Here is a 25,552-nt window from a genome sequence, read left to right as displayed (position 1 = left end):
CCATGCAATTTACGGAAGAGCAACAACTGATTCAGGATATGGCCAAAAGCTTCGCTCAGGAACAGATTAAACCTTTTGCCGGCGAGTGGGATCAAAAAGGCATATTTCCTAAACAGACCTTGTCTCAAATGGGTGAGCTAGGTTTTTTAGGCATGCTGATTCCAGAAGAGTGGGGCGGTTCAGGTACAGGCACGCTGGCTTATGTACTGGCCCTCGAAGAAGTGGCAGCGGCAGATGGTGCAACGTCCGCCATCATGAGCGTACACAACTCGGTGGGGTGTGTGCCGATTCTGAAGTTTGGAACGGAACAGCAAAAGCAGCAGTTTCTAAAACCTTTGGCTCAAGGGCAAATGATTGGTGCCTTCGCCCTGACCGAACCGCATACCGGATCGGATGCTGCAGCGATTAAAACCCGGGCCGTGAAAGATGGCGATCACTACATTATCAATGGCGCCAAACAGTTTATTACCTCGGGTCATAATGCCGGGATGATTATTGTCTTTGCCGTGACCGATCCAACTGCGGGAAAAAAAGGCATGAGTGCATTTTTAGTGCCGCGCGACACGCCCGGTTATGAAGTGATTCGGGTCGAAGAAAAACTCGGTCTGCATGCTTCGGATACCTGTCAGATTGCTTTAACCGATGTCCGCGTTCATGAAAGTTTAAGACTCGGTGCAGAAGGTGAAGGCTTAAAAATTGCCTTGGCCAATCTGGAAGGTGGACGGATCGGCATTGCCGCACAAGCAGTGGGTCTGGCCCGCGCTGCATTGGAAGAAGCGACTGTTTATGCACATGATCGCGTGGCCTTTGGCAAACCGATTTTTGAACAGCAGGCGATTTCGTTCAGGCTGGCCAGCATGGCCACCGAAATTGAAGCGGCGCGACAACTGGTCCATTTTGCTGCACGTAAAAAGGAAGCAGGTGAAAGCTGTTTAACCGAAGCCTCTATGGCCAAACTCTTTGCTTCGGAAATGGCAGAACGCGTGTGTTCCAAGGCGCTACAAATTTTTGGTGGCTATGGCTATCTGAAAGATTTTCCGATTGAACGCATCTATCGGGATGCGCGGATTTGTCAGATCTATGAAGGCACCAGCGATATTCAGCGTCTGGTGATTGCACGCAGTTTATAAGGAATTAAAAAGGATTTTTATCATGCAATGGCAAACCATTTTACTCGAACAACGTAACGGTGTTGGACTGATTACCTTAAACCGTCCTCAGGCGTTAAATGCACTGAATAACCAGCTGATTGTCGAGGTCAATCAGGCTCTTGATCAGCTGGAAAAAGACCCCGAAATTGGTTGTATCGTGATTACCGGTTCGGAAAAAGCTTTTGCTGCTGGTGCCGATATTAAAGAAATGGCAGATCTGAATTTTCCGCAAATTTATCTGGACGATTTTTTTAGTCTGGCCGACCGGATTGCGCAGCGCCGTAAACCTTTAATTGCCGCAGTGAGCGGCTATGCCTTGGGTGGTGGTTGCGAGCTGGCATTGATGTGCGACTTTATTTACTGCGCTGATAATGCAAAATTTGGTTTGCCTGAAGTTACCTTAGGCGTGTTGCCCGGCATTGGCGGGACCCAGCGTTTAACCTTGGCGATTGGTAAAGCCAAAGCCATGGAAATGTGTCTGACTGCACGTCACATGGGCGCGCAAGAAGCCGAGCAAAGTGGGTTAGTGGCACGTGTCTTTGCCAAAGAAGAGTTACTAGAACAAACTCTGCAAGCTGCCGAAAAAATTGCTGAAAAGTCGCTTACGGCCGTGATGATGATTAAAGAATCAATTAATCGGGCTTTTGAAGTCAGTCTGGCCGAAGGTCTACGCTTTGAACGACGGATATTCCATTCCATTTTTGCCGGTGCTGATCAAAAGGAAGGCATGCAGGCTTTTGTCGAAAAACGCCCAGCCAAATTCACCCATCAATAAAACAAAAATAGGAAAATAAAATGAGTGATGAAAATAATTTAGCGATTCGGGTACAAGGACGTTTAGGCATTATCAGCCTGGACCGCACCAGTCATTTAAATGCCTTAACCCTGCGGATGATTCAAGGGATTCAGTCACAACTAGATCAGTGGCGCCATGATCCAGCGGTGCAAGCGATTCTGATCAATTCTAACAGTCCCAAGGCATTCTGTGCCGGAGGAGACATCCGTTATCTGTATGACAGCTATCAGGCAGGCAATACCCAATATCAGGATTTTTTTGCCACTGAATATAGCATGCTGAGCACACTGCGCAATTTTCCAAAGGCTGTCATCGTGATGATGGATGGTTATGTTCTGGGCGGCGGCTTTGGTCTGGCTCAAGCCTGTCATATTAAAGTGAGCAGTGAAAAATCACGCTTTGCCATGCCAGAAACCGCGATTGGATTTTTCCCGGATGTGGGAGCCACCCACTTTCTCTCCCGACTGGATGATGTAGGCATTTATATGGCGTTGACAGGGGAGCAGATCAGCAGCAGTGATGCGCTATATCTGGATCTGGTCGATTATCATGTACCGAGTGAAAATTTTGCTGAACTGGAAACCGCATTGATTGCTGCACCGGTATTAAATCAGATTGAAATCCAAAAAATCATCAGTGCGTACATTACCCATCCGGTAGAAAGCGAGTTGCAAAAACGTGCAGATCTGATTAGTCAGCATTTTGGCCATCCAAACCTCAAGGAGATTGAACAGAGTCTTGCTCATACAAGTAATTCAACCGATCAGGAATGGGCTAGTAAAATGCTGGCAATTTTGCAGCAACGTCCGGTTATGGCCAAGCAAACCAGCCTGAAGTTACAGCAAGCCGGACAGAATTTGTCGCTAGAAAAATGTATGCAACTGGAACGGGACTTGCAGGATGTCTGGTTAGAGCAGGGCGACTTTATTGAAGGGGTTCGTGCGCTGATTATTGATAAAGACAAAAATCCGCAGTGGCGAACCGAGAATGCAGAATTTGAACAAACACTGGAAAAGCTCTGGCCAGCATGGACTCAACAGCGCGTAGAAAATACATATTAAAGATTCAGATTAAAAACCCTCTCATACGCAGTAATGAGAGGGTTTTTCGCCGAGCTTTCAACATAGGATTTTACCCTAACTTCCTATTATTAATGGGATTTTTTCCTTTTCTTGCCACCGCCATCTTGCTTGTTGACAGTAGACCAGGCAATACGTTCGGCTTCCTCTTTTTGGTATCTTGAGCATCCTGATCTTCATCCAGATAACAAATCACAATATCAGCACCTTCACGGGCAAACAAGACCGAGACTGATCGGCCTATACCGCTATCGCCACCTGTGATCAGGGCAATTTTACCTTTAAGTTTATCGCTACTTTTATAATTCGGTTTGATGACTTCCGGTGCAGGATCCATTTTGGTTTGCACACCAGGTTGATGATCTTGAGTTTTAGTTGAAGCAGGGGTTTCAGGATAGTTATTCATATTTTCCCTTTCTCTGTACAAAGTTTAGAAATATCTTAGAGGCTTTCTAGCTTTATGCATTCGGTCTCAACATTTAATAACAGAATGTATTCGAGATTTATCAATTATTCATAGAGCTGTGATTGACATGATTTTAAGTAAAACTAGATGCCGCCATTGTCTAAATCTTAATAGAACAGAATACCGCCTATGGTTTACAGCATTCTATCTCTCAAATTTTGAGCAATCATTTATATTATAGCTTTTATGTCTTTTTAGGATATGAGTTGGTATTGATTTAAATACCTGAATATATTGAATAAATTAATAATTATTAGACTTCCGTCATAAATCAAAAAACGTACAATTTATTTGATCTTAAATTAATCAGCAAAATTATTTAATCCAAGGGATAATCCTTGGATGAAATTCAAAGATATTCAAAAATTATCAGGCGTTAAGTTTCGTAGGCTTACCGGTGTTAGTTGGGCTACATTTAACCTCATGTTGGCCGAGCTAAATAAGGAGTTACCTTGTCATATTGGTAAAGGACGACCACATAAATTACCGTTGGAAGATCGTTTGCTCTTATGTATAGAATATTGGAGAGAATATCGAACATTTTTCCATCTTGGTATGAGTTACGGTGTATCTGAAACGAGTGCAATTCGTATCACACGCGTTATTGAAGATACCTTAATCCGTTCTGGAAAATTTAACTTGCCAAAACAACTTCCTAATCGAGATGAAGTGGATTGGGAAGTTGTTGTGATTGATGCAACTGAAATATTAGTTCAACGTCCAAAAAAAACAGAAGAAATGGTATAGCGGTAAAAAAAAGCGACATACCTTTAAATTTCAGCTATCTATGCACTATACAACAGGTGAAATACTGAGTGTATGTGGAAGTCATGGAAGCATGCATGATTTTAAAATATTTAAAAAAAGCATGAGGAAATTAAAATTTAAGCCCTTTTTTATCGTTGATAAGGGGTATTTAGGGATAAAGAAATTGGGTTTTGGATGCCTCATGCCATCTAAAGCAAAGAAAACTGAAAAACTAGATTCTGAATTAAAAAAGTTAAATAAAGAGATTGGTCGTAGACGAATTCAAGTAGAGCATGTATTTGGAAGGATGAAATGTTTTAAGATTTTATCTTGTGTATATAGAAATCGTCGTAAACGATTAAACCTGCGGTTTAATTTACTTGCTGGCATATACAATTTAGATTGGGTGAAAGATAAACAATTAAATTGGTTGAAAAATGATTTATGAAGGAAGTCTATTATATTCATAAAAATTTATCTGATTAATAAATAGCAGAAAAATGCTTTAGATATTGCAAAGTTTGAAAAAGAAGCAATATTGCAAACTTATGAAAATAATAAAGATAAAGCAGAAAACCCCATTGAAAGAGACACTATTCATGATTTACCAGATGTATATGGGCTAGAATCTCTAGCAGATCATGCTTCAGATAAGGATAGGCCTTTACCAGGTTTGGCAGGGTCAATAAATATATTAGCAAGAAGATACACCAGTAAAATTACATGAAGGTGTTGAAGCAGCCAAACTAACATGGTCACACTAAATGTAATAGCTGACGTAATAGTGCATGAGAAATTTAATCTGAAGAAAAGAAAATATGAGATTAACTTCATAGAGGTGTTGAGTTATACCTCTATAAAAAAAATGATCTTTTGATACTAAAAGGCAATAAAGCTAAAAATGAAATTTTTCCAAAGTGGGTTTTATTTCATAATTAGCTTTAATTTCCACTGAAAATTTCAAAATTAACTTTTATGGACAAGAAGATAGATGAACTTAAAGTATCATGCACTCAATTTAACATAATATACATTATACGAAATCAATCTGTAAGCCACAAATAGATATGTTGCTCAAGCAACCTAAGCTTTAAAGCACTTCAAATTCAATCCTGCGATTTCTCTTACGACCTTCAGCTGTTAAATTATCAGCTATAGGTTGAGTTGATCCTAAACCATCAACACTTAAATTTTCAGCTGCTATATTTTTACTGATTAAATAATTCTTTACGGCTTCTGCGCGCTGTTGACTCAGTACTATATTTTTGTTGGCGTCACCTGAACTATCAGTATGTCCAATAATCCGTACCTTCTTTCCGCTCACCTTATTTAAAGCTATGACCATTTCATCCAGAATCTTTGCACCGGACGCTGCCAGTACCGCACTACCAGATTCAAATTCAACAATGCGATTCTTTAATACCGCATCAATAATCTGCTGTTCTGCCTGATTTACAGTGAGCTGTGCATTTAAATGATAATTTGCTGGTATTAAACCTTGAAACTTTTTAGTAGTGATATCCATTTCATGAAGATTCAAAACCTTACCAATCAACTGAATATTAGACCCTTTGACCGTTAATTTACCTTGTTTTACCTTTTTAAGATCATCATTAATCACCTTATTTACCGCATTCGACCATCCAATTGGTGCTGTCACTTGACGGATCTGAATGCGATTTATCACATTTTTCTGGCCATAAGTTGCATAGAGTTTATTCAAAATTTCCTGTTGTGTGCTGTCATTCGGTACAACACCTTCAACAATAATGGATTGGGCCTGTACGCCGCCGCCTAAACATATAGATAATAAAATTATGATTTTATTTATATAATTCAATTTTAAGCAGGTTTTTTTTATTTTCATTTCAGGTTTCTACCCCATGTGTTTTTTATAGTTTAATATCGTGAGTTAAGCTCATCTGACATTTATTTATTTATTTTGGATTAAAAAGATCATGGCGTCGTCGCTCCTGTTTTTCCTACCGGAAGCATAGATGTTTGATTTATTTGTCCAGACACCGCAGTACGCTGTGCAGCGACCACACGTACCGATTTATTCGAGACGATCTGATCTACCAGTTGCAAATTGCTATAATTTGGCTGACCTCCGATAGAACTTGAATTATTACCACTCACCAGCCGGAAATGGGTCTTCACAAATAGTTCAGGATAATCTTTGCTGCGCCACACCATTTCAAAAATATTGCCTTTTTGAGTACGTTGTGCATTATCAATCATGCGGTTGATGCCATATTCACCTGGTTCATCAAATATGGTATGGGTCTTCCCTTCCAGATCGATTACTGTGATTCGCGCGCCCGGAATGGTGCCAGGATTTGGCCAGATAAAATTCACCCATTGTTGAACACCATTTTCAAATAGCATTCTTTGTCCATCAATATCAATGGTATACGCTAGTAAGTGAGACTGTTCTAAGGGATAAAACTGAAAATTAGATTGATTGAGGTTCACGGTTTTTGAATTGGTATGGTTTAACTCTCCAGTCGCCAGACCATGTACCGGTGCGACATAATTCTGAAAACTTGCAATAAAGGCAGGATTTAGACTAATGCCTAAATCTTGCCAGGTTTTTGAAGTCAGACTATAGCCGCGACGGATCACCAGAGGATCCAGATGCTCTTTGACAAAACGTGCAATACTGCCATTTTCACCAAAAATCTGATTAATTTCCTGAGAGCTTGCCTGCAAACTGGCCTGACTGCTAAACGGATATTTTTGTGCCAAATTTCCACTAAATGGTTGATAGGCCTGTATCTGCCATAATTTATTCATTTCAGCCTGGGCCGGAATCATCAGGCTTTCAAAGGAACGTGTCAGCGGCACACTCAATAATTTTTTAATCAGCTGTTGATCCAGCTCATTGCTTCCCACCGACATTTTTTCATCGACAAATTTCTGTATAATATTGAAGATAGAGTTCTGCTCATCAATGGTTTGTTTGACTAAGATCATGCTGGCAGGACCAATATCGCCAGAACTTTTTAAATCATTGAAACGGCTTCGAACCTTGGCCATCGACTGCATATACTCATCTAGCAGCGACCGGTTCTGCAGATCGTCTCGCGAGCGTACAATCTGATAAAACAACTGAAAATCTTTAGAAATCACGCCATGAGATAAATGTGATGCAGAATTCTGTGCCTGTTTCACATCATCACGTTGCAATACTTTACGTTTAAACCAGGCAATAAAACCTTTTTGTGGAACTGCCAATTCAGCTTGCACCACAGGATTATCCCAGCTGGTTTCTTGGGCTACACGTTGAATGACCTTGCGGATGGGTGAGTTTTCTGGCTCACCCAGAATATCAATCTGACGGGTATGCTGATTAAAATCGGTTGTCTTGGCATAATGAATTGCATTTAAAAATTTACGCCATTCACTGATATATTCTTTTTTATACATTTCAGTCAGCTGGCGTCGAATTTGTTCCGGACTCCCACTGAAACTCAGGTCATCTGATTGGATGGTATTCAATACCCAGTCTTTGCTTTCGGTTGAGCTTTGAGCTGCCGTATCTATGGCATGTTGTACATAATCATTCCAGGCTTGATAGCTATAAAAACCGGGTAAGGCATAACTTCCGAACATTATTGTTTGAGCACTTTCCCCCACCATCTGCTTGATGGTTAAGGCTGGAAAACGTACCGAAGCCCGCATTTTAATTTCGTTATACACACGGTCACGTGCGGATACGCCTGTCGTCAGTGCTGACAAAACCTGACGGGTCTGTTCCACCAGAACAGTATCAGGATTAAGCAGAGGAAATGAACTTGAACCTGTCAAGGTCATGGCATAACTGAGTAATTGTTCGGCCTTTTGCAACATTTCGGTACGTGGCTGCTGCCCCTGATGCTGATCAAGCCAGTTTCGCCAGAACCGTGTCAGCTGGTCACTCAAATGACTTGAATCTATATATTGGCGGTTGCTCAACATCAAATAAGTCTTAAGCGCATTATAGGCATCTTGTGGATTTTGGTCTGATGGCGCTAAGGCCAGTTGTTGAACTTGTGCAACCAGCTGAACTTGTACATTGATATGATTTTCTTTTAAAGTCGCCGAATGCTGTTTTACCCGTTGTAGATATTCCGCAATACTCTGCTGGGTAGGCTGCAAGATTAATTGCTCAATTCCTTTCAAATATTCAGCTTGCAGTTTTTCCCGGATCTGATGCCCTTGATACAGACCAAAACGATACTTGAATGGAAGCCTTTGATCAAATTGATCCAACTGTTGTAAATGCGCTTGCAGGATTAATAATGCATCCATTTGTGTGGCCAGTTCAGTTCCTGACTGTTGCTGCATCAGCACCACCTTATTCAGGTCAGCCTGAACCTCAGCCATTAACTGCTGGTTATTGCGATAAGACCATATCCACATACTCAATACAATTGATACTGTGAGTAAAGCTCCGGTAAAAGCCATAAAGCGCTGACGTTTTCGTGCCGGATTAATATGCTGCTTTACCAGATGCTTATCTTTAAGGATGACCTCAGAAAATAGGCTTTTCAGGAAATAACCTTGATTCTGGGATGTTGATGGAGTGGATAGCGCAATTTCATCATCACTGCGAATCAGATGAAAATCCTCAGCAATCTGTTTTGTCATTGGACTTTCAATCTGGCCTTCCTGTAAGGCACTGGTAAAATAAAAGCCACGAAAAACCGGTTTAAATTGGTAAGGATTTTCCTGAAACAAGGTTGCAATAAAGGTCTTGAATACTGGTTTAAGACTCTTAAATTCCAAAGGAAAGGTCATCACGCTGGGTGATATCTGCTGCGAATGACGACGGGTTAAGTGGGTCGTACTTACATTTTTGAGTCCGTCATATAAAATACTGAAATGCTTTTCAAACAATTGAACAGCATTTTCACTGGAAGCTGGTTCATAGGCCAAGGTGGCACCCCAAACCTGATCAAATTCCTGCTCATGATAACAATCAAAAAACTCCGTGAATCCGGCAATCAGATCCATCTTGGAAAATACCAGATAAACCGGAGCAAATACCTCTAGACGTTCAGTCAGATCCTGTATACGCGCCCGCAGACTTTTGGCCAGTTGCATAGACTTCTCCGGACTTTGGTTGACCAGTTCGGCCACACTGACCATCACAATCAATCCATTCACTGGGGCTTTAGCACGATTTTTCTTGAGAATATTCAAAAATCCCAGCCATTCCGGATGGTCTTCAGGATAGACCGAATACCGCCCAGCGGTATCCAGCAACACACCCTGTGTTGAAAAAAACCAGTTACAGTTTCGAGTTCCATTGAGCCTGGCAGATCGCATTTTCTGATGGGTTGCTTCAAATGGAAAGCGTAGACCTGAGTGATAAATGGCAGAACTTTTCCCTGCTTCAGGATGACCAATCACCATATACCAAGGCAGTTCATAGAGTGCAGCATTAGCCTTGCAATCGCCCAGTTTAGATTTACGAATCAGCTGGATGGACTCTTTGACCTGTTGACTGATTAACTGAAGTTCTGCTTTATTATTCTTGCTTTCAGCCTCGGTATTTTGAGCTAAGGCCGTTGCAATTTTTTCGTCCTGTTTAGCAGACCGATAACGCTGGATAAATGCATAAATCCCCCAACCTATTAAAATAGCAGCATAGACCAACAGTAAAATCCAGAAGACTCGATCAGCGACCGTATTCTTCATGGAAATAATGACCACTAAAAAAGATAAGGCCATCATCGCTTTAGGATTACCAATGTACTGCCAGACATAGCCCAAGACTGTATAAAATAGTGTATTCACGGTTATCTCTTATTTTAATTTTTATAAATAATTAAGCGACTAATGTGCTTTGATTGAGTTGATCATTTTTTGTATTGGTAAAATATAAATAGGTAGATTCTTGTTGTAGGCCATAGGTTATTGTAATGACATTGTCTACTAGATGTGCTGACAACATCGCAGCAAAAACGGTGGCTAAATGCTGCGTATGCCCCAAATAAATTTTAGGATAAACAACATGATCTGGTTCGAAGTCAATATTTTCGAAACTTTTTTGTATTTTCTTCATTTTTTTGGAATGCGTGACTTCATCCAATACGACTAAAAAAGGTTGAGGCCATTCTAGCTGAGTAGAGAGATCAACTTGATGCTGAGCCAGATATTCCTGCAAATGCGTGACATGCTTAGCTACTTGCAGGCTTTGCAACGGGATCATTCCTTCAATTTCTAACTCAGGCGCAGCTAGACACCAGCTGGCAGCATATTCTGACGCAATATAGTGTTCATTTTGCCAAAGTTGATCATTGAGATAGTCCTGATCAATTTCAGAATCTGCCACGATGATAAGACTGGCCTCATGGGATTGCCCTGCGCTCTCTTGTATTAAATTCAACCAGTTGGAATAAGCACGATCAGCTGGCAAGAAATGCAACTGGAGATGAATCTGAGCAGGAATTATTGAATATTGCTGCTCAATCTGGCTTAAGAGTTGTTTCTGATATATTTCATTCCAATCATCAATCAAATGATCGGCTAACAAAATATGAAGATTCAATCGATTTAAGCGAACGACTGGTGCGGTAGTAAGAGGTGTAATGTGACTCTCATCTTCTTGGTAATTTTTCTGTCTCCATCCCGGATGCATTCGATATTGATAAGCCAGCTCCTGATCATAAAATAATGCAGAATGTTTTAACTGTCTTGATATTAAGCTCAGGCTTTCCTGATGCTGCTCCAGTTGATCTTGAATGAGGTGTTGAATCCGCCGTCCACTTAAGCTTGTCATTATTCCTTGCTCAGTCTGGTCTTTTTCGAGCAATGAATCTATGGCATGAATACGATATGCCAATAGCGGCAGACCAAAATAATTCAGCAATTTGGGGTCTAATTCTGGACTACTAAACTGCATCATTTTCTCTAAAATTTCTGCATTTTCACCAAAACTGTGCCAAGCCGCAGCTGAAAAAATATTAAGGGGGTAATCTTCAATCGGCTTTAAGGTTTCTTTTGTATTTTCAGAATCTTGCTGCCGTATTTGAGCCAATGAATTTGCTTGATCCTGCTGCTTTTGTTTTCTTTGCTGATACTTTTTTAGCGCTTTATAGATCAAATAAGGTGTAAATAACAGCAGGCAAAGTAGTAAAGGTAAAATACCGAAATACAATGTCAACTCTATATTGGATGGATCGTACTGAATGTCTCTCCAGTAATAAATGACAAGACCACTCGTAAGCACAAATAAGCCTACAAAAGTCTGAATGACAGGCTTGATCATGACAGGCTTCCTATCAGGCTATAACACGTTTGCGTATTATGTGTCGCCTGATTGGCCAGCAATACCGCCCCTTTTGCCAAACCCATAGGATTCGCTTGTCCGAGCTGGACTGAACATAATTCATCTTTTTCTAGAATCAGCCGGAGATCTACCAATAAGGTTGGGCTACACCAGATTTGAAGAATCTTTTTTAATTTGACACTATGGATCCCTTCAGATAAAAAATTCAGATAGTCTTCACGTTTTAATGGGCCGATTTCAATTTCAATTTTTTCATCAATTTGCTCAAGTCTTTCGCCACAAAAACTATTGATTCCCAGCCGAACCGGTCGTGATTCTCCCAAACAGCTTCTTTGCTGTTCATTAAGCTGAAAGGTTTCTGGAATGAACTCATTGATCTGAAAGTTAAACTTAAAGATACAGGACAGGACGCTGTTTAAGGCATAATGTGTATTATTTTGACCCTGCATCAAACCTGAAAATTCAGCAAAATAATCATCTATATTCTGCTGTTCATGCTGCTGACTCATATAGCCACTCAAAGCATGTAGCAGGTTCAGATAATGATTTTCCTGCTCAATTTCATAGCGTAAGGCTAAGTGATAATTCAGACAGGCATCGACATATTGTGCAGTAAGCTTATGATTGAATAATCCCAGAAAATGCAAGCTTTCTTCTCGTTGTGCCCGTGTGCCCTGTTTAATTTTATCCGTATAGATATAAGGCAATTCTCCCAGAATACCAGTTAGCCCAACAATTAAATTGGTTATCTGCACTTTCTTATCTTGAGTTTGTAGTGATTCAATTTCAGAGACTGGAAAATTAAGATTCAGTGAACTGATAAATTGAAAGGCTTTACTCCATTCCTGCTCGTTTTTCTGTTCAGGCGCATGCCTTAATAATCGCGTGGCTTGAATAAATTCAAAGCTGGTCGGTTGCTGATAAAGCCGGTCAACTACAGAAGCCTTTTGCCACCAATCTGCTGTACGCATTGGTATAACTCCTGTTTTGATTTTGAATCAATAACGTGCATGTCTACATAACTATTCATCTGAACCTTTAAATTAAAGAGATGATTTAAAACCTGCACAAATATATAGAGACTAGCTCCCCGAAATATTTCGGTATCAATCTGAATTTCAACTTTGACACCACGTACAAATAGTGGAAACGGTTTATGCTCACGCAGTTTCTGCGTCAGGGAAAATTGTACAGTCTGAATTGAGTTAATAATGAGGCGATTTTCTTTAGATTGTGGCAAGTTATAAAGTTCAAGTAATTCTTTAATATAGCTGACCGCATCCCCTTGCATTAAAGATAGATTATTTAATGATAAGTGCGAAATAATCCGCCACTGTTCCTGCAGTTTTTGATCAAAATAATAGGGTAAATTAGGTCTTTTGACTAAGGTTGCCTTCCGCATCAAGCTACTGTCATTTAAAGACAAGGTGTTTTGATCTTTATGGTAACTTTCATAAGGCAGATCCCGATTACAGCATAGTAACTGGATACTGACAAAGTCTGATGAAATTTGATGCGGTTCTAAAGATTTTGAAATAATGGAATATTTTAGTCCTGTACGGTTATTATTGTCCTCAGGGAGTAGATGATAATAAAACTGCCCATCTGCCTGATGATAATGACTCATAGCAAAAAAAGGTAAGACTGAAAAAATCATCTGATTTTTTTCATTTTTTTCTCGTAATATATTCATCTCAGTGATTGCATAGACCTGAAAATATTCAGGATGATGGATATCACTTATGAGTGAATATTCAAGGCGTTGATGATCAATTTTCTGTGGTTCAGCCTGTTTAGGGAACAAATTCACTATGGGAGTTGCAAATAATTTGAAATTGGCGCTATTTAATTCTGAATAGTTTCGGATCATTGCCTGATCATTCAGATTCATTTTAAAGTGAATCTTTAATTCAAATTCTGTAGTTTCTATATTCAGGTTTTTTAGAAAATTCAGATTCAAATCAAGAAAATTAAATTTCTCTGGAAAGCAAAAATACTCAATTAATAAACGATAAGCATGGTGAGTATGCTGATCGATTGGTAATACACTTTCTGTCTCAGTAAAACCCTGCAACTCAAATGGATTTTCAATATCAATCTTTTGGGTCTGTGTGTTTATAGAAAAACGGGTCTCGGGTTTAAAAATACAATCCAGTACTTGCAAGGGGAGATTGGAAATTGCATCAAGATAAATCGGCAGTTTTTGTTGGTCTAGCAGTCGTTGCTGCTGGTTAAAAATCTCGAAACCAAAGATTAGAGTTGCGTTCTGATTTAAATGAATATGTGCCGAAGCATGTGTTTTAAAACTGAGCGATTTTAATCCGATGGGTAATAGTTCAACCTGTTTTACCGTACGATATTCGCATTGTACTCCACGGGTACTTTTTGATTTTAGTACAGTTTTTTTAGGAATCTGCTGGCTACTTTTAAGCTGTCGGATTTTATTGCAATCCTCAAAACTGACCACTGAACATGCTGGAAAAGGTTTCAGATACTGCGGAAACATCACCTCAAAAATAGAGCGAGTGAATACCTCGTAGCTGTCATGTAACTTTTTATCAATGCGGGCGGAAATGAGTGAAAATGCCTGAATCAATCGTTCAATATGCGGGTCATCAATTTGCTCCTGATTGAGAGCAAGACGTTGAGCAATTTTCGGATATTTTTTGGCAAATTCTCGTGATTGTTGTCCAAATTCCTGTAATTGTTTTTCATAATACGGTAATAATTCTTCAATCACAGCACACCTGCTGATGTTCTAGGCAAAATCACGTATTGTTGTGTTGTGGGGTTGAGAAAAGCATCAAAAATCACCGGCTCATAGAGTGGATAAATATTTAAATAAGCTTGGATACTCAAACACAAGCTTCCCATATTCTGCTCATCTACCAGCATCTCTACATTAACTTGTTTTAAACGTAGTTCATGAACATGAATAGACTGCTCAATAGAACGGCAGATTTTGTCCCGATCCAGTGGATTCGCCGTTGAAAGACCGACAAAATCTATAATGCCAAATTGAAGAATGGAACCTTTAACCTGATCATAGCGATCAACCCTGCCCTCCAGATTAGCCATGCGGCTATTTAATAGATCTTCCAGATCAGTAGCGACTGATTCTCTTAAGGCCTGCAAAGAAAGCCCTTGTACACTCATTAGGTTCTGAGGCAAGAGACGGTCAAATAATGTTGTTCTAAATCCGTAAGGATGGAGCTGATCCAAATTCATATTGTTATTTTCTAATTTTATTTATTATTTTAAATATTCTGAGAGAGGCTGATCAGGATCAGCCTCTAAAGGAGCAAATTATGCTGCATAAGATGCAGTGTTATTTGCCAATGACCATTTCTTGGTCACTGCACCTTTTTGCGTGCCATTAATATCCTGTTGATTATAAGTCCATTCAACTGCTGCATATTTCAGACCAAAAGCTTCTGTTGGAACACCTTCTTGATTCACTACTGGAGTCACTTGTGAAACCAACACATGTTTTAATTTAATTTGTAGATATTTAATGCGTTTATCGCCATTCGCTCGATAAAAATCGATTTGTACTTCATCAAAGGTATAACCTGCTGAACATGCTTCCCAAAGTTTTGGGCTGGTTGCATCCAGATCTTTCATAAAAATCATGTCAGAATGTTCAACCCGTTCTGCAGTATGACCACCTACACTGGAAGAGGTTGCCGATTTTGGCTGGCGAATATTGTGAGACCAAGAGTTCACTTCTAACCAGCTTTTATGTTCTGAATCACGAGATTCACCATCGACTTTATATTTGCCTCGAAATTGGACGTAAATATCTTTCATTTTTAATAATTTTCCTATTGTTATAAACGTTATTATAATTTTGCCAACAGCTTTAATTGCTTGACTGCGGCAGCTCAGTGACCAGTCGCAAAGAGACAGACAACTCGTCTAGCTGAAAGTGTGGTCTCAAAAAGACCACAGACTTGTAGTGTCCAGGTTTTGCCGGATTTTCTACAACTTTGATAGAAGCCTCACGTAGTGGATACTGTGCTTTGGCTTCCTGTGAAGCGCCGTCATCCAAGAGTACATATTGAGACAGCCAATCATTTAGAAATGCTTCGACATTTCCTGCTGATGCAAAGCTTCCCACCTTGTCACGCATCATGGCTTTTAAATAATGGGCGATACGTGAAACTGCCATAATATATTGAATTTGACTTGATAATGCAGAATTGGCATTGGCCAGGTCATTTGCATATTTCTTTGGTTTTTGTGTAGATTGAGCGCCGAAAAAGGCAGCATAATCCGTATTTTTACAATGTACCAACGGAATAAATCCAAGATCACTGAGTTCTTTTTCACGACGATCTGTAATGGCAATTTCCGTCGGACATTTAAAAATGACTTCCCCATCATTGGTTTTAAATGTATGTACTGGTAGACCTTCGACCAGACCGCCACCTTCAACACCACGAATTGCCGCACACCAGCCATGCATGTCAAAGGCATTGGTTAACCGTGTACCCAGAGCATAAGCAGCATTCATCCAGAGATATTCATTGTGATTTTTACCGGAAACATCTTCCACGTAGTTAAAGCCTGCTGTCGCAGTACCTTCTTTCGGATGATAAGGTAAACGGCCTAATACTCGCGGAATGGTCAATGCCATATAACGGGCATCGTCACTTTCTCTGAATGAACGCCATTGTACATATTCAGCTGTTTCAAAGATTTTGGACACATCGCGTGGACGATCGATGTCGGTAAAAGCTTCCAGTCCAAACATTGAAGGACTTGCCGCAGAGATAAATGGTGCATGTGCGGCGGCTGCCACATGTGAAATCTGCTCTAGCAGATACAGGTCTGACGGTGTGCGATCAAATTCAAAATCGCCAATTAAAGTGGCATAAGGCGCTCCACCAAAAGAACCATATTCTTCTTCATATATTTTTTTAAATAATGTACTTTGATCAAAGTCAGTTGCACTCTGAAAATCTTTAACCAGTTCTTTTTTAGTGGTATTCAGCATGCGAATCTTGATTAAAGAATGTGATGGCGTTTCCTGACAAAAATAGTATAGTCCACGCCAAGTAGATTCGATTTTTTGAAACTGTTCGTGATGCATAACCTTACTGAGCTGAGTCGAAATTAAGGCATCAATTTCTGCAATACGTTTATCTAAAGCCAGTGTCATATTTTCAGAGACTATAATCGTACCGGCCATAACCTCCTTGGCCAATTCACCAATCAGGCTTTTAGCACGTTCATGTTCCTCTTCTGTACGGGCAATTCGACTACGTTCAACGATAGAATCCAGAACCGAGTATTCCTGAATAGATACATCTGGGACAATTGCAGCATTAGAATGATTCACTGTCTGCCTCCACACTCATTTTCTGAATTTGGTCAGTATTTTTTAAAACTTCATCCAGCAAATCTTCCAGGCGTTCATTATTGGAAATCTTATTGCGCAAATCAGTTAAACGTTCTCTTGCTTCAACCAGTTTTCGCAAAGGTTCAACCTGTTGTACTACCTGTTCCGGCAGGAAATCATCCATAGCATAGAACATCAGATCTACCGAAATTTTTCCGCCCTCTTCGGTCAAACTATTGTCCACCTGAAAACTGGCACGGGGTGCTAAGGACTGCATTACCTCATCAATATTTTCGAGGTCTACATTGATAAATTTTTTATCTTTAAGCTTGCTGCTTTTCAGTTCAGAGGCTGCTGAAAAGTCTCCCAATACTCCGACCACAAATGGCAACTCTTTGACTTCACGGCCATCCCCGACTTCAACATCGTAGGTCAATTGCACACGCGGCGGCCGAATGCGTTGTAATTTTTTTTGTACACTTTCACGCTTAGCCATCATGATTTTCCTTGTTAATTATTTTTTAATGATCCAAATGGATTGGTAGTGAGGCCATGGGTTTGAGTGCTTATATTTTCTGGTTTCTTATTGTTCATGGCTGCTGTATTCACTTTCGTATTATTACTCGATGTTTTATTTTTCTTTAGATTAACATTTTGTTTTAGCGTAGTATTTGCCTTAGTTTTTATCTGTTTTGATTTCGAATTCAACGCTATATGGGATGAAGATTCAGAAAATTTCGGTGCGGGTTGTGCCAGATAAATATGTTCAGTCAGTGATTTGGCTTGCGGATAGGTAAATTCGTTTAAAGCACGAACTTCTGTACTACGCATCTGCTCTAAACTTCCGGCAGAGATTCCAATACCGGCCAAAAAACCAAGATCAGTCAAATCCTGATGATGGTAATTCTGCTGATGTAATTGCTCGATTAAATTCAATGCCTTCAGGTTATATCCTAGTTCGACATAGCGCTTGGCGATTTGGGTATTGAGTTGATGCTGTAGCGGAATATTTTTCTTCGCCGATTTGTCGCATAGCTGCTGATATAAACCGATCAGTGCTAAATCAGTAGCATCTTTTGCCTGTGGATAGGCCTTGATACATGATCGATTTAATTCTGCAGCGTGAGTTTGAGCAAAACATAGCTGTGCCATTCCTGAGATGAGCAATACGATAAAACTTAAATTGTTTTTCAAAGTGAGCCTCATTTTTTGTTGTTTTTTATTTTTGAATATTAAAAAATGATTTTTCTATTCTTATAATTTTAAAATCGTGATGTAGATTTAACAAAAAATGATCACAAAAAGTCAATACGAAAATGAGTTTTAGTTAAAAAATTTATGTAATTTGCTAAAATTGCTAAATTCCGATCAATGAATGCAGACTTTTTATTGGATTTGAGTAGAATATGCCAAAAATAGTGCATCAAAATATTTTGACAGCCTATAGATAAACTTAAATAAATAAAAATTAAACTTAATAATAAGAATCATATAGCTATAAATTCCCAAAATATCAGGCTATATATTGAAAAGAGAAAAATATGAGTAATTTAAAAATTTTGATTACAAAATTATCCGGACATGCGCGCCTCTGCCTTGAAAAATCGGCGAACTCCTGCATTAAAAATCAAAATTATGAAATCGAAATTGAGCATTTTTTCTTAGAATTACTACAACAAAATGAATTAAATGATATAAAGTTCTTGCTGAAAAAATATAAAATTGATGAAGATAATCTGATTAATGAGCTTCGTCTGAGTATTCAACAACTGAATAAAGGGAATTCTCGCACTCCTATCTTTGCTAAATCAATTATTCGTGTATTAGAACAAGCCTGGCTTTTGGCTTCAGCAGAAAAAAATCCGATGATCCGGAGTGGACATTTACTGGTTGCTTTGCTTACTGCACCGCATCTATATCAAGTTGCGATTCGTGCCTCTGCATTATTTGAGCTATTTCCAATTGATAGCATGAAGCACCAATTTTTAGAACACTGTAAGCAAAGTATTGAAAGCCCAGATCATATTCATTGCAGCAACATACAAGAAAATTCACCCGCTCAACAGCCAGAATTTAATAAAACTCCAGCACTCGATCAATACACAATAAATTTAACTGAAAAAGCGCGCCTAGGCCAGATTGATCCAGTGATTGGTCGTGAATTCGAAATCCGCTTGATGCTAGATATCCTGATGCGCCGTCGTCAAAACAATCCTATTCTTACTGGGGAGCCAGGAGTAGGAAAGACTGCCGTTGTAGAAGGACTGGCACTGAAAATTACCACCCATCAAGTGCCTGATCCACTTAAAAATGTAGAGCTGCATATGTTGGATCTTGGATTATTACAAGCGGGTGCCAGTGTCAAAGGTGAATTTGAAAATCGACTCAAACAAATCATTCAGGAAGTTCAGTCTTGTCGTTATCCTATTATCTTATTTATTGATGAAGCCCATACCTTGATTGGTGCAGGTGGTCAGGCTGGTCAGAATGATGCAGCCAATCTGTTAAAACCGGCTTTGGCACGTGGTGAACTACGCACCATTGCAGCAACGACTTGGGCTGAGTACAAACAATATTTTGAAAAAGATGCTGCACTTAGTCGGCGTTTTCAGGTCGTGAAAGTAGAAGAACCGACTGAAGAAGTGGCCATCAATATGTTACGGGCCATGATTCCGGTCATGACTCAACATTTTCAGCTGCACATTGATGATGAAGCCATTATTGCTGCGGTACGTAATTCGCATCGTTATATCAGTGGGCGGCAATTACCAGATAAAGCCATTAGTGTTTTGGATACGGCAGCAGCACGGGTGGCTTTGAGCCAAAATTCGCAACCGGTCAAGTTAGATCATTTACAGGCACAGTTACATAATTTTCAACTGGAATATGGCCTTTTACACAAAGAGCATCAAGATCCCCTGATGTATCAAGAGCGTTTAATTAAATTATCAGAAAAAATTTCCAACTTAGAACAGGAAATTTCACAGCTGAGATGCCAATGGCAGCAAGAACTGGAGCTAATTCAGCAAATCAAATCCTTACAGGCTCAACCCGAACAGAGTGAGAAGCAGAATCAAATAAAAACATTACGCCGGCATTTAGCCCAGATTCAGGCTCAGGATCCATTGGTCTTTGAAGGTGTGAACACGCTTATCATTAACCAAATCATTTCAGACTGGACTGGAATTCCGGTAGGAAAAATGATGAATAATGAGATCCAGCAAGTATTAACGCTCCAAGATAAATTATCAGAACGTGTCATGGGCCAGGATGATGCATTACAACAGCTGGTACAAGGCATTAAAACGTCTAAAGCTCAACTAGATGATCCGAACAAACCGCAAGCTGTGTTTTTGTTAGTTGGCCCAAGTGGTGTAGGAAAAACTGAAACTGCCCTCGCCTTGGCGCAGGAATTATATGGTGGTGAGTCACATCTGATTACGGTGAATATGTCGGAATATCAGGAAGCTCATACTGTATCTTCCTTAAAGGGTGCGCCTCCAGGTTATGTCGGCTACGGTCAAGGAGGCGTATTGACGGAAGCTGTGCGCCGTAATCCATATAGCGTAGTTTTACTGGATGAAATCGAAAAAGCGCATACTGATGTGCAGGAGTTATTTTATCAGGTCTTTGACAAAGGAATGCTGGAAGATGGCGAAGGCCGACTAATCGATTTTAAAAACACTACGATTCTGCTGACGTCGAATGTGGGTTCCAGTGCCATGATGCAGGCTTGTTTAAATCAACCTAGGGAAAACTGGCCGGATGCCAATACTTTGATAGATCAATTAAAACCAAGCTTATATCAGCAATTTAAACCGGCATTTCTAGGACGTATGCAGATCGTGCCTTATTATCCTTTGCACGATGAACTGTTAATCCGGATTATTCAGCATAAACTGGCAAAGATTATCCAACGCATCCAGCAGCAATATGCCATGCAAGTTACTTATAATGAAAACGTGCTTGAACTACTACTCAGCCGCTGTACTGAAATTGATAGCGGTGCACGTAATATTGATCATATTTTAAATGCTTCCATATTGCCTGCTTTGGCTACAGAAATACTTATGGCCATGAGTGAAGAAAAGCTGCCTAAATTAATTCATATTGATGTCCAGCAAAATGAAATCCTTTACAGCGTAGATCCAAAAATTAAAACAGTTAAAAAATCTCGTTCTAAAAGCAATACAGCTGATGTTGTATGATCAGATTAAATAAATAATAAAAACAAATAAATATAAGAATGGGTATAGAAATGACACTGAAATTTGAATATTTATTGCAAGGAATTTCTATTGAACAGTCCTGTGGCGTGGATTGTTCATTTTCAAATGATTTTCATGCGATTAAAAAAGCCAAAACTTGGGATGATCCCCTATTAGATCAAGGTGACTGGATCGCTGAACCCAAACAAGCGGATTGGCAATTTGTGAATGACAAAATAATTGAATTATTGTGCGAAAAAACCAAGGATATTCGATTATATACTTGGCTCATTCAGGCATGGAGTCATCTATATGGTTTTGAAGGTATTGCTCGAGGATTAGAACTAAGCCAACAAAGTCTGAGGCGCTACTGGTTAGAGATACATCCTGTTATTGAAGAGGATAATCTTGATCAGCGTTTGGGTTTGTTGCAAGGTTTGATTGCACAATTCCCCATACTAATGAAACAGATTCCTTTGGTCAGCTCCGCACCTTTTTATAGTTTAAGTACATATGAAGCACTTTTACATCAGCGCAATATACAGCTAAAACAACAGGATTATTCTTCTGAAAATGATCCTGTTCAGGACTTGGAATATTTTGAGCAACTATTGCTAAATACTGACAAATCTATACTGAGCCGAAATAATCAATATCTTTTGGAGATTCAGACAGAGTGGCAGAAACTTAAAACCACTTTGGATCAACTGTTGGGTCTGGATGCACCAAGTTTTGCAGCCACAGACTCTCAGCTCGAAGCAATATTCACCAGTATCAAGCGAATCTATAAAATCGAAACTTTTGAGCAACCTTCCGAAATAATATTAGATCAGGTGAACTCACCACAACCTCATACTTCGGAAGCAGTTGTGATGAATATCTCACATGCAAATTCAAATCTGCATAAATTTCAGCCCCATGCCCAAAACCATTTGGCCAATCGTCAACAGGCAATGCAGTTATTACAAGAGATTGCTCAGTATTTTCAGATCAATGAACCACATAGCCCAGTGAGCTATATGCTACAAAAAACAATTAAATGGAGTCAGCTGCCCTTACATGAATGGCTGGCTCAAGTCATCAAAAATGAGAATCCTGTAGAGCATGTCCATGAATTACTGGGTGTACATACCAATAATGAATCAAAGAATGAATGGTAAATATTAAAATGTTCAGAGCAGAAAAAGTACTTTGGGGCGAAGGTCTATTTTTAAGACCGCAACATTTTCAATTACAAGATGCTTATCATGAGCAACGTTTGAGTCATATGATTCGTGCGACATTTCCTTTTGCTCATGGAATTCAGTCCATCCAATTTGATGAAGCACAGTTCAATATGCACATACTGGCATTAAGTAAAATTGAAATGATTTGGCAGGATGGTGAAATTTATCAGGCACCAGCACAGGATTTATTACCAGAACCCGTGCAACTGGATGCTTTAAACCTGCATGGAGAGATGCAGGTTTATTTGGCTTTACCGATGCTACAACCCAATAAACAAAATGTAAGTCATGCCGAAAGTACTCAGGCTGGCCGTTATCACTCGCAGTTAATCTCAACCCACGACTTATTTACCGATGCAACGACTGCAGAAATCACCCTGTTACGCCGTCGTGCTGAATTTAAGCTATTTGAACTCGGGCAAATACCTCAACAGCATCTGGATGGCTATTTATATATCCCGGTTGCTCAAATCAAGAGACAAAGTTCAGGAAATTTTATTCTCAATCATAAGTTTATTCCTCCCATTCTACATATCCAGGCATGTGAGTATCTGCTAGACAATTTAAAGCGAAGCTTAAATATCATTCGAGCCAAAATTAAGACGATTCAATCCAATAACCGTGAAAATGAACAGAAATTGATTGAATTTCGCTCGGGAGATATTGTCTCTTTCTGGCTGGTAAATACCTTAAATACAGCCCATGCAAGCTTGAACCATATTTTGCAGTATCCGCAAATTCATCCGGAACGACTATATGCGGAACTGCTACGACTTACTGGATCTTTACTCACCTTCTCGACTGCTTATGAGATTGATCAACTGCCACAGTATCAACACCATCAACTTTACGACAGCTTTAATCAGCTGGATATTATTCTCAGAGATTTACTCGATACGATTATCTCGAATCGCTATATCAGTATCAGTTTAAAAGAAACACGTCCATCCTATTGGATTGGGAGTCTGGAAACAGACAAAATCAGCCGAAATACCAGGTTATATCTGGCTGTATCGAGTAGCGTAATGCCAGCGCATAATCTGATTGCGCATGTTCCGGTCCGTTTTAAGGTCGGCAGTACCATCGATGTTGAACAACGTGTAATTGCAGCTTTGCCTGCTGTGCCAGTGCAGCATCTTATGCAGGTTCCTACGGCAATTCCGGTGCGATCCGGTGTTCATTATTTTGAGATCGAACCAAATAATGAACTGTATCAGCGTATGCTGGATTCAGAAGCAATTTGTGTTTATATCCCGAATGGGTTTCAGGATATTGCGATTGAACTCATTGCGGTTATGAATGGATGAATATTCAAATGAATACAATCACAAATAATCCTTCTTCACTGTTTGAAGAGGATCAGAACGGAATCGGCGATATAGCAAGACAAGCTATCGAAACCAATATCTTATACAAGGCAAGTTTGCTAGATTTATTGCATGATGGTTTTTATATCATTTTTCTTATAAAAAATAACTACATACCTGCTGATATAGAATTATTCCGTGAGAAAGTTTTGCAAATGCTCAGCCAATTTGAAAGCCAGGCACGTAAGGTACAATTTTTAGCTGAAGATATTCAAGATACCAAATATGCCTATTGTGCTTTACTGGACGAAACGATTGTCACACAACAGGATGAGCGCTTTTTTGATTTGCAGAATTCCTGGATGTTGAGCCCGTTGCAATTAAGTCTGTTTGGTTCACAACTGGCTGGCTATCAGTTCTTTGAATATCTGGAAAACATCCGTCATAAAGACAAGGATCGACTGGCAGTATTAGAGGTTTATCATTACTGTCTATTATTAGGCTTTCAGGGAAAATACCGGATTGAATCGATTGAACATTTGAATAGTTTGGTGGCTCGAGTCGGAGATCAGATTGATTATCTCAAAGTTAAGAAAACGGCCTTCTCTCCTTTTTCCGCACTTCCCGATCAAATCAGACATATAATTCATCGAGAATTACCATTTTTCTGGATTTTAATTTTCCTGTTTTTATTTGCAGTATTCAGCTTTGTCGCTTTTAAATATGCTTTATCGACAGAACAAACAACTATTTTTACTCAATATCAGAATCTGATTAGCGCTCCTGCTGAGCAAGCTTATATTACGATTCATTTACCCTAATTAAATTTTTCAGATCAATACCATGAAAGCTCATAAAAATAAAAACTTAAAAGTATTTACTTCAGAAAAATTGAATGCAATCTTTGCAAAGAATTGCGCCGTTGTACAATTTATATCGCTTAAGAAAAGACTGGGTTGGAATCTGAACTAGATCAAGTATTTCACTTATGATTTTTATCATATTGAGTAGCTTCACCCTAATGAGTTTGGTAATGTTCGCCCTGCTGTCCTATGAATTTAGACGAAGGATACAGGCTGTTTTTCTCAGATTCATTCCGCAAAGTAAACAGAAATTGACTCAAGCAATACATTTTTCACGTAAATTTTATCGGGCGGCCTCGCCTGAACATCTGCATTCTCATTGGTATGTGCAGCAGTGGTGGATTTTGATTACCGGATTAATATTATTTGGCAGTATTTTGCTACTCGCTTTTACCCAGCCCTTAACTGCCAGAAAATTTGAATCTGAATATTTAAGGAAAGTTGATCCACAAATTTATGCTCTTTTGGATGGGCAAATGTTGACAGCTCCGCCTGAAGTTGCTGACCGCCTCATTATAGAAGCCCTTCAACAAGAGCATTTTCCAGATCATCCGGCTATTTCAGCACAAAGCTTTAATTCAAATCTTGAAGATATTCATAGATCAGCAATGCTTACGCATTCAGATCTCAGTACAGCAGACCGTAAATGGCGTAAGATGAATCCACGATTTAAGCAACGTTTACTGATGGTATTTAAAATCATGAAAGAACAGCATGATTATGAGCTGGTTTTACTTGAAGGCTATCGGAGTCCGGAACGGCAAAATTCGTTGGCAGCCGATAGTAATATTACCAAGGCTAAAGGCTTTCAGAGTTATCATCAATTTGGATTGGCTGCAGATATTGCCTTTAAACGGCATGGCAAAGTAGTCATTACAGAACGTGATCCTTGGGCCATGCGCGGTTATGAATTATATGGTCAGGTCGCTGAATCGGTGGGTTTGACCTGGGGCGGCCGCTGGAAATCCATTAAAGATTTTGGACATACTGAATATCGTATGCCCGGTTTAAAGAAAACTGCTGAGATGGCACATCAACTGATCCATGAAGGTCAATTACAAGTATATACATTACAGCCTTAAATAT

General features: G+C 39.5%; 20 protein-coding genes and 3 pseudogenes. 11 read left to right on the top strand and 12 right to left on the bottom strand.

Annotation, left to right across the window (positions count from 1 at the left end):
* The first annotated feature begins 2 nt into the window (after window positions 1–2).
* From FTU45_RS02285 to FTU45_RS02275, 3 genes are read left to right on the top strand one after another with little or no spacing between them, the layout of a single operon-like run.
* Entirely contained in the window at window positions 3–1,130 is a 1,128-nt protein-coding gene (locus FTU45_RS02285; RefSeq protein WP_005096876.1) for an acyl-CoA dehydrogenase family protein, read from the top strand.
* Between the two features lie 22 nt (window positions 1,131–1,152).
* Window positions 1,153–1,926 carry an enoyl-CoA hydratase gene (locus FTU45_RS02280; protein WP_180075838.1) on the top strand — a complete coding sequence of 258 codons (774 nt, stop codon included), beginning with the start codon at window positions 1,153–1,155 and terminating at the stop codon, window positions 1,924–1,926.
* A 20-nt stretch (window positions 1,927–1,946) separates the two neighbouring features.
* Complete coding sequence (locus tag FTU45_RS02275) at window positions 1,947–3,008, top strand: enoyl-CoA hydratase/isomerase family protein (RefSeq protein WP_180075837.1); 1,062 nt, start codon at window positions 1,947–1,949, stop codon at window positions 3,006–3,008.
* Between the two features lie 89 nt (window positions 3,009–3,097).
* On the opposite strand, the pseudogene FTU45_RS15425 reads toward FTU45_RS02275, so the two are convergent.
* Window positions 3,098–3,184, bottom strand: a pseudogene (locus tag FTU45_RS15425) (hypothetical protein); the annotation flags it as partial.
* Window positions 3,175–3,432: pseudogene (locus FTU45_RS02270) on the bottom strand (SDR family NAD(P)-dependent oxidoreductase); the annotation flags it as partial. The pseudogenes FTU45_RS02270 and FTU45_RS15425, both read right to left, overlap by 10 nt.
* Window positions 3,433–3,834: 402 nt before the next feature.
* Here FTU45_RS02270 and FTU45_RS02265 point away from each other — a divergent pair.
* From FTU45_RS02265 to FTU45_RS02255, 3 genes and pseudogenes are all read left to right on the top strand, one after another.
* Complete coding sequence (locus FTU45_RS02265; RefSeq protein WP_180075836.1) at window positions 3,835–4,239, top strand: transposase family protein; 405 nt, start codon at window positions 3,835–3,837, stop codon at window positions 4,237–4,239.
* A 37-nt stretch (window positions 4,240–4,276) separates the two neighbouring features.
* Window positions 4,277–4,687: pseudogene (locus tag FTU45_RS02260) on the top strand (transposase family protein); the annotation flags it as partial.
* 90 nt (window positions 4,688–4,777) lie between these two features.
* The gene (locus tag FTU45_RS02255) at window positions 4,778–4,966 is read left to right on the top strand and encodes a hypothetical protein (protein ID WP_159515784.1); all 189 of its coding nucleotides are present in this window, start codon (window positions 4,778–4,780) and stop codon (window positions 4,964–4,966) included.
* Window positions 4,967–5,329: 363 nt separating this feature from the next.
* Here FTU45_RS02255 and FTU45_RS02250 read toward each other — a convergent pair whose 3' ends face one another.
* The 10 genes from FTU45_RS02250 to FTU45_RS02205 form a co-directional block, all read right to left on the bottom strand.
* Window positions 5,330–6,106, bottom strand: coding sequence for an OmpA family protein (locus FTU45_RS02250; protein WP_180075835.1), 777 nt, complete (start codon window positions 6,104–6,106; stop codon window positions 5,330–5,332).
* Between the two features lie 89 nt (window positions 6,107–6,195).
* The gene (tssM, locus tag FTU45_RS02245) at window positions 6,196–10,023 is read right to left on the bottom strand and encodes a type VI secretion system membrane subunit TssM (RefSeq protein WP_180075834.1); all 3,828 of its coding nucleotides are present in this window, start codon (window positions 10,021–10,023) and stop codon (window positions 6,196–6,198) included.
* Between the two features lie 31 nt (window positions 10,024–10,054).
* Window positions 10,055–11,497: a hypothetical protein gene (locus tag FTU45_RS02240; protein ID WP_180075833.1), complete on the bottom strand. Its 1,443-nt coding sequence runs from the start codon at window positions 11,495–11,497 to the stop codon at window positions 10,055–10,057.
* Window positions 11,494–12,489, bottom strand: coding sequence for a type VI secretion system baseplate subunit TssG (gene tssG, locus FTU45_RS02235; RefSeq protein WP_180075832.1), 996 nt, complete (start codon window positions 12,487–12,489; stop codon window positions 11,494–11,496). The genes FTU45_RS02240 and tssG overlap by 4 nt, the downstream gene beginning before the upstream one ends.
* Window positions 12,453–14,258, bottom strand: coding sequence for a type VI secretion system baseplate subunit TssF (gene tssF, locus FTU45_RS02230; RefSeq protein WP_005096863.1), 1,806 nt, complete (start codon window positions 14,256–14,258; stop codon window positions 12,453–12,455). The genes tssG and tssF overlap by 37 nt, the downstream gene beginning before the upstream one ends.
* Window positions 14,255–14,746, bottom strand: a complete 492-nt coding sequence (gene tssE / locus FTU45_RS02225; RefSeq protein WP_005096862.1) for a type VI secretion system baseplate subunit TssE — start codon at window positions 14,744–14,746, stop codon at window positions 14,255–14,257. The genes tssF and tssE overlap by 4 nt, the downstream gene beginning before the upstream one ends.
* Before the next feature lie 78 nt (window positions 14,747–14,824).
* Window positions 14,825–15,328, bottom strand: coding sequence for a type VI secretion system tube protein Hcp (locus FTU45_RS02220; protein ID WP_005096861.1), 504 nt, complete (start codon window positions 15,326–15,328; stop codon window positions 14,825–14,827).
* 52 nt (window positions 15,329–15,380) lie between these two features.
* The gene (tssC, locus tag FTU45_RS02215) at window positions 15,381–16,862 is read right to left on the bottom strand and encodes a type VI secretion system contractile sheath large subunit (protein WP_005096859.1); all 1,482 of its coding nucleotides are present in this window, start codon (window positions 16,860–16,862) and stop codon (window positions 15,381–15,383) included.
* On the bottom strand, window positions 16,849–17,358 hold the full coding sequence (gene tssB / locus FTU45_RS02210) for a type VI secretion system contractile sheath small subunit (RefSeq protein ID WP_180075859.1): 510 nt from the start codon (window positions 17,356–17,358) through the stop codon (window positions 16,849–16,851). The genes tssC and tssB overlap by 14 nt, the downstream gene beginning before the upstream one ends.
* A gap of 14 nt (window positions 17,359–17,372) precedes the next feature.
* On the bottom strand, window positions 17,373–18,056 hold the full coding sequence (locus FTU45_RS02205) for a hypothetical protein (RefSeq protein ID WP_074382808.1): 684 nt from the start codon (window positions 18,054–18,056) through the stop codon (window positions 17,373–17,375).
* A 347-nt stretch (window positions 18,057–18,403) separates the two neighbouring features.
* Here FTU45_RS02205 and tssH point away from each other — a divergent pair, with 347 nt between their 5' ends.
* The 5 genes from tssH to FTU45_RS02180 all read left to right on the top strand — a co-directional run bounded on the left by tssH (window position 18,404) and on the right by FTU45_RS02180 (window position 25,548).
* Window positions 18,404–21,070, top strand: coding sequence for a type VI secretion system ATPase TssH (gene tssH / locus FTU45_RS02200; protein ID WP_180075831.1), 2,667 nt, complete (start codon window positions 18,404–18,406; stop codon window positions 21,068–21,070).
* A gap of 50 nt (window positions 21,071–21,120) precedes the next feature.
* On the top strand, window positions 21,121–22,230 hold the full coding sequence (tssA, locus tag FTU45_RS02195; RefSeq protein ID WP_180075830.1) for a type VI secretion system protein TssA: 1,110 nt from the start codon (window positions 21,121–21,123) through the stop codon (window positions 22,228–22,230).
* A gap of 8 nt (window positions 22,231–22,238) precedes the next feature.
* A complete protein-coding gene (gene tssK / locus FTU45_RS02190) occupies window positions 22,239–23,603 on the top strand; it encodes a type VI secretion system baseplate subunit TssK (protein ID WP_180075829.1) in 1,365 nt (454 codons plus the stop codon).
* Window positions 23,604–23,611: 8 nt separating this feature from the next.
* A complete protein-coding gene (locus tag FTU45_RS02185; protein WP_180075858.1) occupies window positions 23,612–24,424 on the top strand; it encodes a DotU family type IV/VI secretion system protein in 813 nt (270 codons plus the stop codon).
* A 167-nt stretch (window positions 24,425–24,591) separates the two neighbouring features.
* Window positions 24,592–25,548 (top strand): M15 family metallopeptidase, encoded by a 957-nt coding sequence (locus FTU45_RS02180; protein ID WP_180075828.1) that lies wholly within the window; start codon window positions 24,592–24,594, stop codon window positions 25,546–25,548.
* Window positions 25,549–25,552 lie beyond the last annotated feature (4 nt).

Origin of the sequence: Acinetobacter sp. YH12106 (assembly GCF_013418995.1) — a bacterium.
In the GTDB taxonomy this organism is placed as follows: Bacteria; Pseudomonadota; Gammaproteobacteria; order Pseudomonadales; family Moraxellaceae; genus Acinetobacter; species Acinetobacter pseudolwoffii.
This window is presented reverse-complemented; position numbering and strand designations above follow the sequence as displayed.